The organism is Saccharopolyspora sp. NPDC003752 (genome assembly GCF_053605825.1).
Window position 1 is genome coordinate 20,991 of record NZ_JBSGJZ010000056.1, and the last position, 15,669, is coordinate 36,659.

A 15,669-nucleotide genomic window follows, 5' to 3' on the forward strand; every position below is an offset into this window, starting at 1 on the left:
GTCCTCCGGCGCCGGTATCCCACCGCCCGAGCCGAACGCCTCGGCATCCCGTCAACCATCCGGCGGCTTGCGGCCCGCCGCTTCCACCAGAAGCGTGCCATGCGCCCGGCGCAGCACAAAGTCACCCGGCAAGGCCGGTCCGCCCTGACCCCGCCAATCCGCCACCAACGCGTCCGCGGCGCGCAGGTGCTCGTCGGTGATCTCCGGAACCCCGCGCGCCAGCAGCCACGCGCGCAACACCCGGCGCCGCAGCGAACCCGGAACTTCCCGCAACGCCAAGGCATCCAGCGTCCCACCCGACTCGACGCGCCCGCGCACCCCGGCGGCCAACTCGTCCAACGCGTCGGCGTCCTCGCGCAGCTGCCGCGCGGTGCGCGCGAGCGCCTCGCGCACCCCGCCCTGCAACACATCTTCCAGCAGCGGAAGGACTTCTGTGCGCAACCGCACACGTGTGAAACGCGCATCCGAGTTGTGCGGGTCCTGCCACGGAACCAGCCCGAGCGCCGCGCAAGCGGCCTCCGTCGTCGCCCGGCGAACGCCCAGGAACGGGCGCGCCCACGGCGGATCCAGCGGCCGCATCCCAGCGATCGACCGGGATCCCGAACCCCGCCCGAGCCCGAGCAGCACGGTTTCGGCCTGATCGTCGAGGGTGTGCCCGAGCAGCACGAGCGAACCCGGCGGACGCTCCGCGCGCAGCGCCGCGTAGCGCGCGCGCCGGGCAGCGGCCTCCACGCCACCACCGCGGCCGACCTCCACCGCGATCACCCGGGCGGAACACCCCAGCTCGCGGAGCTGTTCGGCGGCCCGGGCGGCGACGCCGGCGGAGCCGGCCTGGAGCCCGTGATCCACCACCAAGCCATGCACCGCGACGCCCTCGCGGCGAGCGGCGTGCGACGCGGCAGCGGCGAGCGCCAGCGAGTCCGCGCCGCCGGAGCACGCGACCGCCAGCGGAGCGCCCCGGAACGGGGCCGCCTCGGCGGAGCCGAGGAGGCGCCGGACGGCGGAGCGGACGGCGCTGACGGCGGGATCGGGCGGCGGCACGGCGTCATTCTCCCGTTCCGCGCTCGTGAGCGGTCGTGCCGGTGAGAACCGGCGTTCGCGCTCACGAGGGTCGGTGGCGGGTCAGCCGTGGACGCGACGGATCCAGGCCTCCGGGTCGACGATCTCGGCGCGGGTCGGCAGGGTGTCCGGGGATGTCCAGATCGCGTTGAAGTCGGCCATCCCGATCGCGTCCACGACGTGCCGGGTGAACGCCGCGCCCTGCGCGTACTGGCGGATCTTCGCGTCCACCCCGAGCAGGCTGCGCAGCACGCGGTCCAGCAGGCCGCCGCCCTTGCGCCGCTCGGTGAAGCGCTGGCGGATCGTCGCCACGCTCGGCACCACCCGCGGCCCCACCGCGTCCATCACGTGGTCGGCGTGGCCCTCCAGCAGCGTGGAGATCGCGATGATCCGGTCCAGCGCGGCCCGCTGGCTCGGCGTCTGCAGCAGCTCGATCACCCCGAGCATGCCCGGGCTGGAGTCACCGCTGCTGGAGCGCGCCGAACGGACCTCCCGCAGCACCGCGGGCAGCCGGCCCAGCAGCTCGCCGGTGGTGCCCTCCATCTCGGCCAGCAGCGTGCCCAGGCTCTCCGCGAAGTGCTCGCGCAGCCACGGCACCGCGTTGAACTGCAGCCGGTGCGTCGACTCGTGCAGGCACACCCACATCCGGAAGTCGTCGCCCGGCACGCCCAGCGACTTCTGCGCCGCGACGATGTTCGGCGCCACCAGCAGCAACCGGCCGCGCTGCCCGGCCACGCCGGATTCGCCGTACGGGTCGAACTGGCCGAGCACCTTGCCGCCGAGGTAGGCGAGCACGACTCCGGCCTGCACCCCGGCGCTGCGCGCGCTGATGCCGCCGAGGAGGTCGTTGCCCCGCAGCAGCTGCGAGTCCGCTGTGGACAGTGCGGCATCGGTGAGCTCGGCGAGGCCGTCCGCCGCGCCGCGCACCCAGGCCGGCCGGTCGACGACGTCGCCCTCGGCGATCGGCAGGTCCAGGCCGAGGCCGGTCTGCTCGCGGACGTGCGATTCGGCTTCGACGCTGAACCGCCGCAGCGAGCGCACCGCCTGTTCGGCCTCGGACCGCGGCACCTCGGGTCCCGGCTTCATCAACCGGACCGCGGTGGCGACGGCGACGTTCCAGTCCAGCGCCCGATGCTCCCCGGCGGCGCCCCGGTCCTGCGGCGTGGGCAGGGTGGAAGGTCGGGCGTTCACACGACCGACCGTACCCGCTCGTCACCCCGGCAGGTACCTCACATTCGTGCGCCCACCGCCCGCACTCCAGGCCGTCCCCGGCGCCGCCTCCGAAGCTCCGCGATGCGGAACTCCGGTACCGCCAAGCCCGGCTTCACCTGAGCCCGGACACCTGTTCCCAGGCGGGAAAGTTCCCGATTTTGCCGGAAATCGGGAACTCCTGACCGGCCTCGCTAGCAGCCGCAGGCGCTCAGGGCTCCGGCCAGCTTGTCCAGGGCCGGTCGGGCCGCCGCCGAACTCGTTCCGTTCGAGACCAGCGCGAACACCAGCAGGCGGCCGTCCTTCGTCACCACCGTTCCGGCCAGGCTGTTCGCGCCGTCCAGGGTGCCGGTCTTCGCCCGCACCCAGCCCTGTCCCACACCGTCCTGGTAGCGGCTGGCCAGGCTGCCGCTGCCGCCCGCGATCGGCAGGCCGGGCAGCAGCGCCCGCAGCTTCGCGGCCTGCGGCGGCAGCCCGCCCTCCGGGCTCGCCGGGGCGGTCGCCGACGCCAAGAGCTCGGCGAGCAGTTTCGGCGTGACCCGGTCCTCCAGCGACAGCCCGCTGCCGTCGGCCATCGTCGATCCGCCCACGTCGAAGCCGTTCTGCCGGAGCACGTCGAACACCGCCTTGGTGCCGCCCGCGAACGACGGCTCGTTCCCGGTGGCGATGGCGACCTCGCGGGTCAGCGCCTCGGCGAGCATGTTGTCCGAGCGCTGCAGCGTGGTTTCGACCATGTCCTGCACGGTCGCCGACTGCACCTGCCCGAGCACCTGCGCGTTCGGCGGCGCCGTGCCCTCCGACACGTACGCCAGCCCGAGGCCCAGCCGGGTCGCCAGCTCCTGCGCGGTCTGCATCGCCGGGGTCTGCGAGCGCGGGCTGGTGTCCCGCGTCGGGTCGGCCCGGCCGCCGTCGAGCATCGCCGACTGCATCGGCGAGTAGAACCCGGCCGCCACGTCCTGCGGCAGCCAGCCCTGGGCGACCTCCGGTCCGGTGTACCGGCTGGTGTCGACCTGCACGGACGACACGTTCCCGCCGGTCGCGGCCATGACCTGCGCCGCCAGGTCGTCGAGCCGCGGCGCGCCGTCGTACACCGACTCCTCTCCCGCCGGGAGCTTCGACAGCGTCGGGTCGCCTCCGCCGACCAGCACCACGCTGCCCGGCGTGCTGCCGCGAACGACCTTGGTGGTGAAGCGGTGCTGGTGGTCGAGCGCGAGCAGCGCCGCGCTGGTGGTCAGCAGCTTGCCGGTGGACGCGGGCATGAGCGCCTGGCCCTGGTTCTGCTGCCACAGCACCGAGCCGGTCTGGGCGTCGAGCACGACGCCGCCGAGCGTGCCCAGGGACTGGGTGTCGGAGAGCGGGCCCGCCAGCGCCGAGCGGATGCCGGACTGCTGCGGCTGCGGCGCGTTCCGGTCGAGCGGCTTGATCGACGGGTCGAGCCGCACCGGTGCGGGCGGCTCCGCGATCTGCGTCTTCATCAGGGCGTCGACCAGCTGCGGGCCGAACGCGATGCCCGCCCCGAGTAGCACGACGACGGCCACGGCGACCGCGATCAGCGTCTTGCGCCGTCGCGGCGGCTCGGCCTTCGGCGGCTCCGCCCGCACCGGCGGCGTGGGCGGCACGGGCGGCGGGATCCGCTGCGGCTGCGCCCGCGAGCCGGTCAGGCCCGCGAAGTCCTCGGGGGCTGCCGGTTGCGGCGCGGCGAGACCGGCGAAGTCCGCAGGCGTTGCGGCCTGCGGCTCGATGCGCTGCGGCTGCGCCCGGGGTGGGGCCAGGCCCGCGAAGTCATCGGGCGACGCGGTCGGCCCGGGCGGCGGGAGCGGCCGGCCGGAGGGCTTGGCGTGCGGCGCGGTCAGGCCCGCGAAGTCCGCAGCCGACGCGGCGCGCGGCGGCGGGCCGTTGAAGTCGGGCCGGGCGAACTGCTGCGTCTGCTCGGCGGGAGCGACCGGCGGCACGGCCTTGAACTGCTGCGTCGCGGGCCCCGGGTCGGCGGCGCGCAGCGCTTCGAGGTCCTTGAGATCGATCCGGGTGGTCTTCTCGGACTCGGTCTCGGCCGGGATCCTCGCGATCTGCTGCGTCGAATCGATGGGCTCGGACTGCTTGGGCGCGTCGATCCGCGGGATCTGCTGCGTCTCGTGGATCTGCGGCTGCCCGGCGAGACCGGCGGCCTCGACCCGGCTGATCTGCTGCGTCTGCTCGACGCCGCTGGGCGGCGGTGCCGCCGGGGTGCCGCTCGGCGGCGGTGTCGCGTCGGTGATCGGCGAGAACTGCTGGGTCTGCTCGATCGGCGCGACCGGCGGCTCGACGACCCGAGCTTTTTCTCCGGCGCCGTCCGCGGGCTCGGGTTCCGGCTCGGCGGCGTCTTCGCCGGGCGGAGCCGGCTCGGCGGCGTCTTCGCCGGGCGGAGCCGGCTCGGCGGCGGCACCGGTCTCCAGCTCGGGCGTCGTCGCGGTTCCGGCATCCGCTTCGGCCTCGGCGGTCGCCGTGGTCTCCGCGTCGTCCGCCCCGGCTTCGGCCGCATCGGCTGCCGTGCCGGCGGCGGCTTCGGCCTCGGTGGCGTCTGCCGACTCGGTGTCCTGAGCAGCCTCTTCGGACTCGGTCCCCGAGGACGGCTCGGCCTTGGTGTCGGCCTGCTCCGGGGCGGAGTCCGCAGTCGCGGCAGGGGCCTCGGTGTCCGCAGGTTCCGCATCGGGCTCGGAGTCGCTCGGCTCGGCTTCCGCTTCTCCCCCGACCGGAGCACCGGATTCGGCGGGCGAGCCGGCTTCAGCAGCGGTTCCCGACTCCTCTTCGGCACCGGTCGTCCCGGTCTCGGCTTCCGCCGCGGCTTCGGCACCGGTCGTCCCGCCCTCGGCCTCCGATTCCGCAGCGGCTCCGGCTTCGGCCTCGCTGGCTTCGGCTTCGGGCTCACCAGCGGATTCGGGGCCGGATTCGGCTGCCTCGCCCGCATCCGTCGCCTCGTCGGATTCGGCAGCGAGTTCGGCTTCAGCCGCAGGTTCGTCGGCAGCGGGTTCGGCTTCAGCCGCAGGTTCGTCCAGTGCGGAGTCGGCTTCTACCTCGGCGTCGGTGCTGGGGAAGACCGGTTCGGCTTCGTCGCCGGACTCGGCAGCACCGGATTCCGCGCCGACGCCTTCCTCTGCCGCCGGCTCGGGCTCGGAGGCCGGATCCTCGTCGGCTTCGGCCTCGGCCTCGTCGGCCTGCGCTTCCGCCTCGTCGTCGGCCTGCACTTCGGCCTCGTCGTCGGCCTGCGCCGCCGCATCCGACGCGGGTTCTTCGCCGAGGCTTCCGGCGACGCGCTTCGTCGAGCTCGCAGCCTCTTTCGCCGCCCCGCCGGCCTCGGCGGTGATCGGCATGGTCTCCTGGACCGCGCCATCCTCGGCGGCCTGCGAAGACGCATCAGCGGCGGCCGTCTTCAGCCGCGCGGTCTGCTGCACGGCGGCCTCGTCGTCGTCCGAAGCCCCGGCCTGCGAGTCGCTGTCCGGCTCTTCGCGATCGACGGTCTTCAACCGCGCCGTCTCCACCTCCTGAGGAGGCTGTTCCTCACTCCCGGCGGCGGTCTTCAGCCGCGCGGTCTCCGGCTCTTCCGAAGGCTGCTCGTCGGCGACGGTCGACAGCCTCGCGGTCTCCGCCCCGGCGTCATCCTCGTCAGGCTCTTCGAGGCTGCCCGCGACCCGCTTCGACGCGGTCGCCGGCTGCTCGGCCGATGTGTCGTTGATCTCATCGGATTCGCCGGAATGCTCGGAATCCGCGGCGTCCGACGAGGTCACGGCCTCGGTCGCCGGCTTCGGGTCGTTCCGGGGCGGGGTGCTCTTCGACGGCTCCGCGTCGTCGGCGGGCCGGTCCGGCGGCGTGCCGTCCTGGGACGACGCAGCGGTTCGGGTCGGGCTCTCGCTATCCGGTGCTGACGCGCGGACGTCGGTTTCGGCCACCTCACCCCCGGTGTTCTGGGGTTCGGGCACGTGCTCCTCCTCGACGGATCGTCAGCCTGCCAGATTGCGAGCTCCCACACTGCGGTGGGGCTCGGTGAGCCACCGTGGTCCACACTAGACGTGGTCGCGCGCGCGAGCGGGCGGCCGCATCCGACGCAAGACGAGTGAGGAACCGCGTGGACTTCGACGTCACGATCGAGATCCCCAAGGGGAACCGGAACAAGTACGAGGTGGACCACGAGACCGGACGCATCCGTCTCGACCGGACGCTGTTCACCGCCACCCAGTACCCGGCGGACTACGGGTTCGTCGAGGACACCCTGGGCGAGGACGGCGACCCGTTGGACGCGCTGGTCCTGGTGCAGGAGCCCACGTTCCCCGGCTGCCTGATCAAGTCCCGCGCCATCGGCATGTTCCGGATGCGCGACGAGAAGGGCGGCGACGACAAGGTCATCTGCGTGCCCTCGGATGACCCGCGGCAGGAGCACCTGCGCGACATCCACCACCTCGCCGAGTTCTACAGGCTGGAGATCCAGCACTTCTTCGAGGTGTACAAGGACCTGGAGCCGGGCAAGAGCGTGGAGGGCGCGACGTGGGTCGGCCGCACCGAGGCCGAAGCGGAGATCAAGCGCTCGTACGAGCGGGCCAAGGAACAGGGGCACTGAACCACCGCCCCGCAGGAGGGCCCCCACCGCGCTGGATGCGGTGAGGGCCCTTCGCTTTTCCGGGCGAACGTTTCCGCAGGTGATCGCCCGTGCGCGCGTTGGATCGCTATGGCACCCCACCGCGCTCACGGGCCCTGACCAGCGGCTCGGCAAACTTATCCACAGGCTTGTGGATAACAGGGTTTTCTGTGGATAAGTCGCCGTCCTGTGGATAACTCGTGCAATTTCAATGGAAATCGACGGTCCGATTTCCATTGAAATTGCGGCGCCGGTCAGTCCAGGCGGATGTCGCGCAGGAACCAGGTGAGCGCGAAGGCCACCAGCACCACGCAGCCGCCGACGAAGAACACCGTGTCCATCGAGCTGGCGAAGCCCTCCAGGACCGGCCGCGCCAGGCGCGGGTCCAGGCCGTACAGGAACGACGTGTCGTTGATGTCGATCCCGGCCGCGCCGCCCGACTGCAGCGCCTCGACGAACGTCCTGTTCACCGGGTTCGCCAGCACCTCCGGGTCGCGCAGCGCGGCGGTGAACTCCGGCGTGGCGAACGCCGCGCGCGTCGAGTCCGCGATCCGCCCGCCGACCGTGCTGAACAGCACCGACAGGAACGCCGCCGCGCCGACGGTGCCGCCGGTCTGCCGGAACAGGTTCACCGACGCGGTCGCCACGCCCATGTCGCGCGAGGTGGCGCCGGTCTGCACGACGAGCGTCAGGGTCTGCATCAGCATGCCCAGTCCGCCGCCCATGATCACCGCGGTCAGTCCCACCTGGACCAGCGAGGTGTCCACGCCGATCAGGCTGAACAGGAACAGCGCGGTGGCCATGAACGCGGCGCCGACGATCGGGAACACCTTCAGCCGGCCGGTCTTGGAGATCAGCTTGCCGACGACGCCGGTCGACACCATGATCCCGGCGGTCATCGGCAGCAGCATCATCCCGGCCTCGGTCGGGTTCAGGCCCTTGACGATCTGCAGGTACAGCGGCACGGAGCTCAGCCCGCCGAACATGCCGATGCCGACCAGGAAGTTCAGCAGGTTGCCCATCCGGAACGACGGCCGCCGGAACATCCGCAGCGGCAGCAGGGCCTCGGCGCCCGCCCGGTTCTCGGCGAACACGAACAGCAGCAGCCCGACCGCGCCGATGCCGTACATGGTCAGCGAGGTCGACGACAGCCAGCCCCACTCGCGGCCCTGCTCGGCGACGGTCAGCAGCGGCACCAGCAGCACGACCAGCGCCACCGCGCCCAGGTAGTCGATGCGGTGCCGGACCCGCTCGGTGGTCACGTTGAGCACCTTGGCGACGACGGCCAGCGCCGCCAGCCCGACCGGCAGGTTCACCAGGAACACCCAGCGCCAGCCGTCGATGCCGAGGAAGCTGTCCAGGCCGGCGAACAGGCCGCCGATCACCGGGCCGATCACGCTGGCGGTGCCGAACACCGCCATGAAGTAGCCCTGGTAGCGGCTGCGCTGCCGGGCGGGGACCATGTCGGCGATGATCGTCAGCGCCAGCGACATCAGCCCGCCGCCGCCGAGGCCCTGGATGGCGCGGAACGCGGCGAGCTCGTAGATCGAGTTCGCCATCCCGCACAGCAGCGAGCCGGCCAGGAACAGCGAGATCGCGGTCAGGTAGAGGGGCTTGCGGCCGTAGATGTCGGAAAGCTTGCCGTACAGCGGCGTGGTGATCGTGGCCGTGATCAGGTAGGCCGTGGTCACCCAGGCCTGCGCGGTCTGCCCGTGCAACTGGTCGGCGATGACCCGGATCGCCGAGCCGACGATGGTCTGGTCGAGCGCACCCAGGCCCATGCCCAGCATCAGGCCGGTGAGCACGGTCAGGATCTGGCGGTGGGTCAGTGCGGGTGCCGGGGCCTGCGCCGGGGGCACAGCCGTTTCCGACATGGCTTTCCCTTTCAGGGGTTGCTCCTCGGGATGGGCCGGCGTGCGAGGCCGGCGGGAGCGCTGCGGCACGAACATCCCCAGAAATTTGCTTGCAGCACTCAACTAGTTGGCGCGGTCAAGCATGACCTCGGATCAAATGCGAAGCAACTTCGTTTCCTGTGCCCTGGGCCACGTCAGCGCCGTCGCGACGGCCTGCCCATCCCCAGCGTCGTGCCGTCGGCCCGGCGGAGCACGACGACCGGAGCCGTCGCGGCGTGCTTGCCGCTGCCCGGCGTGAACCGCTCGCGCGGCGAACGCGGTTGGTAGAACCAGGCGAGCTCGGTCCGCGCCCGCGCCACCGCGCGCCGCCGGCGCAGCTGCCTGCCGATCGCCGGGGCGAGCACCGCCAGGCCGGACATCGTCGCTACCGCCATCCACCAATGCATCCCCGCTCCCTTCCTCAGGAGGAGGAATGGCACTCGGCCCGGCTCGTGATGCGACGGCCGTCGATACCCCCCGAATGGCCTAGCGGAAAATTCAACGCATGTTGATTTCTTGGCCATCGGCGAGCTACCTTGCTCCCAACGGCGAGGGAGGTACGCGATGAGCACCCTGGAGACCCGAACCCTGCTCGACCTCGGTGAGATCGGCGCCGGCGACGGCGAGCTCGTCGGCGGCAAGGCCGCGAACCTGGGCGAGCTGTCGGCGGCCGGCTTCCGGGTGCCACCCGGCTTCTGCATCAGCACGCACGCCTACGACGAGGTCTGCCGGGAACCGGCCGAGGACCTGCTGGACCGGCTGCCCGGCTCGGCCGCCGAGATCCGCTCCCGCCTGGCCGGCGCCGAGCTCCCGGCCGGGCTGGCCGCCGAGATCACCGCCGCCTACGCGGAGCTCGGCCCGGACGCGCCGGTGGCGGTGCGCTCCTCCGCGACCGCCGAGGACCTGCCGCACGCCAGCTTCGCCGGCCAGCAGGACACCTACTTGAACGTCGTCGGCGAGGCCGCGCTGCTGGACGCGGTGCGACGCTGCTGGAGTTCGCTCTGGACGGACCGGGCCGTGGCCTACCGCGCCGCCAACGGCATCGACCACCGCACGGTGCGGCTGGCCGTCGTCGTGCAGCGCATGGTCGACGCGACCGCGGCCGGCGTGCTGTTCACCGCGAACCCTGTCACCGGGCGGCGGTCCGAGGCTGTGATCGACGCGAACACCGGGCTCGGCGAATCGGTGGTATCGGGCTCGGTCACCCCGGACCACTTCGTGGTGGAGTCCGGCCGGGTCACCGCGAAGCGACTCGGCGACAAGCCCGCCAGCATCCGGCCGAAGCCCGGCGGCGGCACGGAATCCGTTGCGCAGCAAGCCGATCTGCCGTCGATCACGGACGACCAGGCCGCGGCGCTCGCCGCGCTGGGCGCGGAGGTGGCGCGGCACTACGGCGCGCCGCAGGACATCGAGTGGGCCATCGACGGCGACGGCACCGTCTGGCTGACCCAGTCGCGGCCGGTCACCACGCTGTTCCCGCTGCCCGCCGAGCCGCTCGGCGGCCTGCACGTCTACCTGTCGATCAACGTGGTGCAGGGCGTCTACCGGCCGATCACGCCGCTGGGCGCGGCGACGCTGGCGCTGATGCTCACCAACCTGATGCGCAACATCGGCATCCCCGCCGAGGGCCACCGCCCGAAGCCGTGGCGGCAGGCCGACGGCTGGCTGTTCGCCGACATCACCGGCATGACCCGCAGCAGGATCGGCCGCGCCATCGGCCTCCGGTTGTTCGCGGTGGCCGAAGCCCGCGCCGGCAAGGTCTTCGAGTCGCTGCTCGACGATCCGCGACTCCCCCTGGACCCGAAGATCCCGTGGCCGCTGCTGCGCCGGATCGGCGGAATCCTGTTGCGCACCAAGGCACCCATCCAACTCGCGCGCACGCTGCGCGATCCCGCGCGCACCCGCGAGCAGCTCTTCGGCATGGTGCCGGAGATCCGGGCGGCCCTGGCCGCCGATGAGCCGTCGTCCGCACGCGAGCGGCTGGCCGCGGCGCGGCGGGGCATCGCGGAGGTCGCGGTCCCGCGCATCGCACAGATCCCGCCGCGGATGCTGCCCGTCCTCCTCCTCAGCCGGCTGCTGCCGAAGCTGGTCGGCCGGGCCGCCACCGCCGAGGAGGTGCAGATCGTGCTGCGCGGCATCCCGCACAACGTCACCACCGAGATGGACCTGGAGCTGTGGGGCATCGCGCAGCTCGCCCGCCGGGATCCCGGAACCGCCCGGCTGTTCGGCGAATCCTCCCCCGACGAGCTCGCCGCGCGCTACCGGGACCGGGCACTGCCCACCGACGTCCAAAGTGGACTCGATGACTTCCTGGCGCGCAACGGGCACCGGACGGTGGCGGAGATCGACGCCGGCGTGCCGCGCTGGTCCGAGGACCCGACGCACGTGCTCGGGCTCGTCGCGAACTACGTGCGGACGGGCGGGAGCGGGCACGACGCCGACGAGCAGTACCGGCGTGGTGTGGCCGAGGCGGAGCGGACGGCCGCCGAGATCGTGTCCCGGCTGCGGCGCCGGAATCCGCTGCGCGCACGGGTCGCCGGGTTCGCGGTGGACCGGGTGCGGCAGCTCGCCGGGCTCCGCGAACTGCCGAAGTACTGCATCGTGCTGGCGATCGCGAACGCCCGCCGCCACCTGCAGGCCGTGGGCGAGGAACTCGCCTCGAACGGCCGCCTGGAACGCGCGGACGACGTGTTCTTCCTGGAATACGAGGAGATCGACGCGGCCATCTCCGGCGCCGACCACCGGGATCTGGTGGCCCGGCGCCGCGAAACGCATGAGAGGGAGCTGCGGCGCCGGAACCCGCCGCGCGTGCTGCTCTCGGATGGCACCGAGCCCGAGGCGGCGCTGCCGGTGGCGACGGTCGACGGCCAGTTGGCCGGGACTTCGGCTTCGGCGGGCACCGTGACCGGGACGGCGCGCGTGGTGCACGATCCGGTCCGCGCGCAGCTCGCGCCCGGCGAGATCCTGGTCGCGCCGTCCACCGATCCGGGCTGGACGCCGCTGTTCCTGACCGCGGGCGGCCTGGTGATGGAGATGGGCGGGCCGAACTCGCACGGCGCGACGGTGGCCCGGGAGTACGGAATCCCCGCGGTGGTGGGCGTTCCCGACGCCACCACCCGCATCGTCGACGGCCAGCGGATCACCGTGCACGGCTCGGCCGGAACCGTCGAGCTCGCCTGACGACGATGGCCCCCGCCGGTTCGGCGGGGGCCATCGAGTCGTCATCGGGGGCGCCGTCGGCGGAAGCGTCCGCCGGTGCAGCGGTGCAGTCGATCGCGTTCTTCGGTTGTCGACTTCCGGTGTGGCAGGCGCGGTCAGGCGCCGAGCTGGTTGACGCCGCCGAGCGGGCCGTGGCTGACCACGTCGTTGACCTTGTCCAGCGCCGTGGCCGGGTCGGTCTTGCCGACCGGGAGGTTGCCGGTCAGGCTGCCCAGCGGGCCCTGCGGGCCGGCGATGCCGCCGAGCGCGTCGCCGCTGCGGGACAGCGGCAGCTGGCTATCGGCGAGCGGGGTGCTGGACGCCACGCCGTTGACCGCCTCGCCGACCATGTCGACGTCCTGCTGCGCGGGCTTGGTCTGCGGCCCGCCCGGCAGCGCCGAGTCCGCGCCGACCGGCAGCAGGTCGTTGGTCGGGCCGCCGGTGCGGGCCACGGGCGAGGCCTGCAGGGCGGGGACGACGCCGCCGACCGGCGTCGCGCCGAGCGCGCTGCTCGGGTCGAGGCTCTTGCCGCCGGTCACGCCGCCGAGCAGGGCGCCGGCCGGGGTGCTGCCGAGCGGGTCGCCGCCGCTGCGGCCGGCGAGGTGCTCCTCGACCGGGACGACGTCGCCCACGGTCTGCTGCGCGGAGTGCAGCGTGCCCCCGAAGTGGTAGGCCGTCTGCGCGAGGTTGTTGTCCGTGGGCAGCTCCGCGGGCAGCTGCGGGGTCTCGGCCGCGTTCGCGGTAGCTGCGAAGCCGACCGCGCCGGCGCCGCTGACCAACACAGCGGCCGCTGCGGTAAGGGTGCGCTTCATCGCAATGCTCCTCTCTGCACAGGCCGATTCCTGTGCGCCGGGCCGGAGATTACGGAAGGATCACCCACCACCATTCAGCGATCACATAAGTGGGAAATGTGGACATTCAGTGATCGTTTCCCGCTAAATAACGCCACTTTCGTGTATATGACACGGAAGTGATTACTGGCCGATTCCCTCCGTCGATGCCGACGGCAATCGGCGCGCCCGCTCGGCCCGCAGCGACTCGACCGCGTCGGCGAACTCCGCGTAGGCCTCGCTCTCGCTGTCGAACCGCCGGTACCGGCCCACCCGCAGCTCCACCGACTCGTACTCGCGCTCCAGCGCGTCGCCGGCCTGCTGGCACGCGGCCGACCGGTCGCGGTACTTGGCATGCCCGGCGAACGCCGCCGCCACCGCCACCAGCAGGCACAACGCCACCGCGACCCACCGGAAGTCCACGGCGGACACCGATGCCGCCGTCGCGGTCGCGGCGACGATCGAGCCGCCGATGATCACCGTCTGCAGGACGTTGTCCTTCCAGCGGTCCCGCCGGGCCTCGCTCCGGTAGCGCTCGATGAGCTCCGGCAGCTGCGCCCGGTAGCGCTTGTGCGCCCCCAGCAGATCCCCAGGCCCCAGTTCGTCCAGCAGGTGCTCGCGGTGCGCGTACTCCAGCGCGCGCAGTTCTGATTCCACCGCGCGAACCTTAAAGTGCTGCTGGTAGAGGAATTTCGCCGACACCGCCAGCGAGGCCAGTGCCAGCGCGAACACGATCGCGGCCGGCAGTGCGGACGTCCATAACCACAGCGCGGCCGCGGCCGCGCCGATCAGCAACAGATTGCCCGGCACCGCCCAGACCAGCAGCAGCCGCTGCACCAGCCGCGCCCGGTAGTGCTCCTCGGATCGCTCGGCGATCCGGCGTTCCCAGTCCGCCGGCCGACCGCCCCCGGCGAGCACTCCACCGCCGACGATCCCGGCCGCATCCACTCGCTCCATCACATCGATCCTTCCAGCGCGTTAGTGCGATCGAAGTAGCTCCCGGAGCACCACGACAATCGACCAGGAGGGTGATGATCCATTCGGCCGATCGGTCCACTGCCGGATGTGCCGGGTGATCGTCGCTGAGTTCGCGCGACGCTGCACGATCGATAACGCGCAGTGATAACAGCGAGTACTGCCGCGCCCGACGCCGTGGGCGCGGTTTCCGGGGCCTGCCACTCTGACAGCGGCCGCGGCGCACCGGTCGACTGGGGGCGCTACCGGTCCGTCAGCTCGGCGTCCACGTCGCGGTAGAACTGCTCCGGATCCACCGGCTGCCCGGCGACCTCGATCTGGAAGTGCAGGTGCGGTCCGGTGGATTCGCCCCGATCGCCCATGGTCGCGATCTGCTCCCCGGCGCGCACCTCTTCCCCGACCTCGACGAAATCCTCGTCGATGTGGCCGTAAATCGAAACGACGTCGCCGCGGTGCGCAATTCTGATCCACATGCCGTATCCGGAGGCCGGGCCGGAATCGATGACGGTGCCCCGGGCGGCGGCGCGGATCGGCGTGCCGATGTCGTTGGCGATGTCCACGCCGTTGTGCATGGTGCCCCAACGGCCGCCGAAGCCGCTGCTGATCTCGCCGTCCGCCGGAGACACCCACGCATCGTCCGACTCGTCCGCCGGCGCGGGCTTGGCGGGTGAGCGCGCGGCGAAGTGCACGGCCAGGTCGGGCCTGGGCTTCGGGGGCTGCTGGTGGGCATCGTGCACAACCGGAGCGGCAAGGGCTCCTGCGGTGCAAAAAGCGCCGCCGAGGAGCAGGCCGGTCAACACGGCGGCCGCGGTCTTCTCTCGCATTGCCATTGCGCTTTTCCACTCCTCCCGCCGCCGCGGTATTCACGCGGCGGCCGGGCCGAATTCCGCACCTGATCGCCGGTCATTCGAATCCGGCAGGCGAGCGGTTCCGGGCAAGATTGGAGCTGAACTGCGGAGGAAATGCATTGGGAACTGGCTCAATGGCATGAATGCCGGGCAATTCGCGGTGTCCCGCACGCAGGTGTCGGCGAATCCACCACAAGGAATCGCCACCGACACCGAGCGTCCACAGTGGTCGCAAGTCTCGGTGAACGGCGCGCGGCCCGGACCCGAAGCCCCTTCACCCGACCACGGAGGGTGCCGGGCGCGTCCATTCCGCCCGGTCACCTCCCCGGTCGGCACACCACCCGACCGGCAGTCACACGATCGAGTTAGAAACGGGCCCGCGCGGCGGTGCGGGTAGCGGCCCCGGCCGCCGGGTGCGCGACCGCGAGCCTCCCGGGCCGCCCGGGAGGCTCGCGCCCGGTCACCTGGGCTCGACGAACTGGACGTCGAGCTGGATCTTCACCACGTCGCCGAGCAGCGCCTCGCCGGCGCCGAAGTTGATGCCGTAGTCGCGGCGGCGGATCTCGCCGTTGGCCTCGAACCCGGCGTGCCGGCTGCCGTCGGGGAGGTCCTGCACGCCGCCGAACTCGACGTCGAAGGCGATCGGCCTGGTCACCTCGCCGATGGTCAGCTCCCCTTCGAGGGTCCAGTCCTCGCCTTCGCCGCTCAGCCGGGTGGAGCGGAAGGCCAGCGTCGGGCGCTTCTCGACGTCGAGCAGGTCGGGGGCGAGGACGTGCGCGTCGCGGTCGGCGTTGCCGGTGTCGATGGACGCGACGGCCACGGTGGCGTTGATCGCGCTGCCGTCGAGCGTCCCGCCGACCACCAGTTCGGCGTCGACCTCGGCGAAGCGGCCCCGCACCTTCGAAACCCCGAGGTGGCGGATCGCGAAGCCGACCGAGGAGTGCAGCGGGTCCAGCGCCCAGCGGCCGGTCTTGAGGGGCAGTGCGGTCGTTTCAGTCGTCATGGCTCGAACCTGCCCGGCTCGCCGCCGCGGAGGGAGACCGCGCTGAGAC

General features: G+C 72.3%; 11 protein-coding genes. 2 read left to right on the plus strand and 9 right to left on the minus strand.

What is annotated here, in order from left to right; translation table 11 throughout:
- Positions 1 to 51: 51 nt before the first annotated feature.
- The 3 genes from tilS to dacB form a co-directional block, all read right to left on the minus strand.
- Positions 52 to 1,041, minus strand: a complete 990-nt coding sequence (gene tilS, locus ACWEV3_RS39570) for a tRNA lysidine(34) synthetase TilS (protein WP_452618814.1) — start codon at positions 1,039 to 1,041, stop codon at positions 52 to 54.
- A gap of 81 nt (positions 1,042 to 1,122) precedes the next feature.
- Positions 1,123 to 2,250, minus strand: coding sequence for a zinc-dependent metalloprotease (locus ACWEV3_RS39575; protein WP_452618815.1), 1,128 nt, complete (start codon positions 2,248 to 2,250; stop codon positions 1,123 to 1,125).
- A 212-nt stretch (positions 2,251 to 2,462) separates the two neighbouring features.
- The gene (gene dacB / locus ACWEV3_RS39580; protein WP_452618816.1) at positions 2,463 to 6,221 is read right to left on the minus strand and encodes a D-alanyl-D-alanine carboxypeptidase/D-alanyl-D-alanine endopeptidase; all 3,759 of its coding nucleotides are present in this window, start codon (positions 6,219 to 6,221) and stop codon (positions 2,463 to 2,465) included.
- 146 nt (positions 6,222 to 6,367) lie between these two features.
- Between dacB and ACWEV3_RS39585 the strand changes: the two genes are divergently transcribed.
- Positions 6,368 to 6,856, plus strand: coding sequence for an inorganic diphosphatase (locus tag ACWEV3_RS39585; RefSeq protein ID WP_010308085.1), 489 nt, complete (start codon positions 6,368 to 6,370; stop codon positions 6,854 to 6,856).
- A 272-nt stretch (positions 6,857 to 7,128) separates the two neighbouring features.
- On the opposite strand, the gene ACWEV3_RS39590 is transcribed toward ACWEV3_RS39585, so the two are convergent.
- Together ACWEV3_RS39590 and ACWEV3_RS39595 are read right to left on the minus strand one after the other, a co-directional pair.
- Positions 7,129 to 8,748, minus strand: a complete 1,620-nt coding sequence (locus tag ACWEV3_RS39590) for an MDR family MFS transporter (RefSeq protein ID WP_452618817.1) — start codon at positions 8,746 to 8,748, stop codon at positions 7,129 to 7,131.
- A gap of 173 nt (positions 8,749 to 8,921) precedes the next feature.
- Positions 8,922 to 9,173 carry a hypothetical protein gene (locus ACWEV3_RS39595; protein ID WP_452618818.1) on the minus strand — a complete coding sequence of 84 codons (252 nt, stop codon included), beginning with the start codon at positions 9,171 to 9,173 and terminating at the stop codon, positions 8,922 to 8,924.
- Between the two features lie 157 nt (positions 9,174 to 9,330).
- Between ACWEV3_RS39595 and ACWEV3_RS39600 the strand changes: the two genes are divergently transcribed.
- Positions 9,331 to 11,946 (plus strand): PEP/pyruvate-binding domain-containing protein, encoded by a 2,616-nt coding sequence (locus ACWEV3_RS39600; protein WP_452618819.1) that lies wholly within the window; start codon positions 9,331 to 9,333, stop codon positions 11,944 to 11,946.
- Between the two features lie 134 nt (positions 11,947 to 12,080).
- Here ACWEV3_RS39600 and ACWEV3_RS39605 read toward each other — a convergent pair whose 3' ends face one another.
- From ACWEV3_RS39605 to ACWEV3_RS39620, 4 genes are all read right to left on the minus strand, one after another.
- Positions 12,081 to 12,776, minus strand: coding sequence for a hypothetical protein (locus ACWEV3_RS39605; protein WP_452618820.1), 696 nt, complete (start codon positions 12,774 to 12,776; stop codon positions 12,081 to 12,083).
- 162 nt (positions 12,777 to 12,938) lie between these two features.
- Positions 12,939 to 13,751 carry an SLATT domain-containing protein gene (locus ACWEV3_RS39610; RefSeq protein WP_452618821.1) on the minus strand — a complete coding sequence of 271 codons (813 nt, stop codon included), beginning with the start codon at positions 13,749 to 13,751 and terminating at the stop codon, positions 12,939 to 12,941.
- Positions 13,752 to 14,011: 260 nt separating this feature from the next.
- Complete coding sequence (locus ACWEV3_RS39615) at positions 14,012 to 14,599, minus strand: M23 family metallopeptidase (protein WP_452618822.1); 588 nt, start codon at positions 14,597 to 14,599, stop codon at positions 14,012 to 14,014.
- A 478-nt stretch (positions 14,600 to 15,077) separates the two neighbouring features.
- On the minus strand, positions 15,078 to 15,620 hold the full coding sequence (locus ACWEV3_RS39620; protein WP_452618823.1) for a YceI family protein: 543 nt from the start codon (positions 15,618 to 15,620) through the stop codon (positions 15,078 to 15,080).
- Positions 15,621 to 15,669: the final 49 nt, after the last annotated feature.

Excerpts from the sequence above, each read along its gene's own strand:
- ACWEV3_RS39595 (WP_452618818.1), bottom strand. The coding sequence starts at position 9,173 with ATGCATTGGTGGATGGCGGTAGCGACGATGTCCGGCCTGGCGGTGCTC.
- ACWEV3_RS39620 (WP_452618823.1), bottom strand. The coding sequence starts at position 15,620 with ATGACGACTGAAACGACCGCACTGCCCCTCAAGACCGGCCGCTGGGCG.
- ACWEV3_RS39610 (WP_452618821.1), bottom strand. The coding sequence starts at position 13,751 with ATGGAGCGAGTGGATGCGGCCGGGATCGTCGGCGGTGGAGTGCTCGCC.
- ACWEV3_RS39615 (WP_452618822.1), bottom strand. The coding sequence starts at position 14,599 with ATGGCAATGCGAGAGAAGACCGCGGCCGCCGTGTTGACCGGCCTGCTC.
- ACWEV3_RS39605 (WP_452618820.1), bottom strand. The coding sequence starts at position 12,776 with ATGAAGCGCACCCTTACCGCAGCGGCCGCTGTGTTGGTCAGCGGCGCC.
- ACWEV3_RS39590 (WP_452618817.1), bottom strand. The coding sequence starts at position 8,748 with ATGTCGGAAACGGCTGTGCCCCCGGCGCAGGCCCCGGCACCCGCACTG.
- ACWEV3_RS39600 (WP_452618819.1), top strand. The coding sequence starts at position 9,331 with ATGAGCACCCTGGAGACCCGAACCCTGCTCGACCTCGGTGAGATCGGC.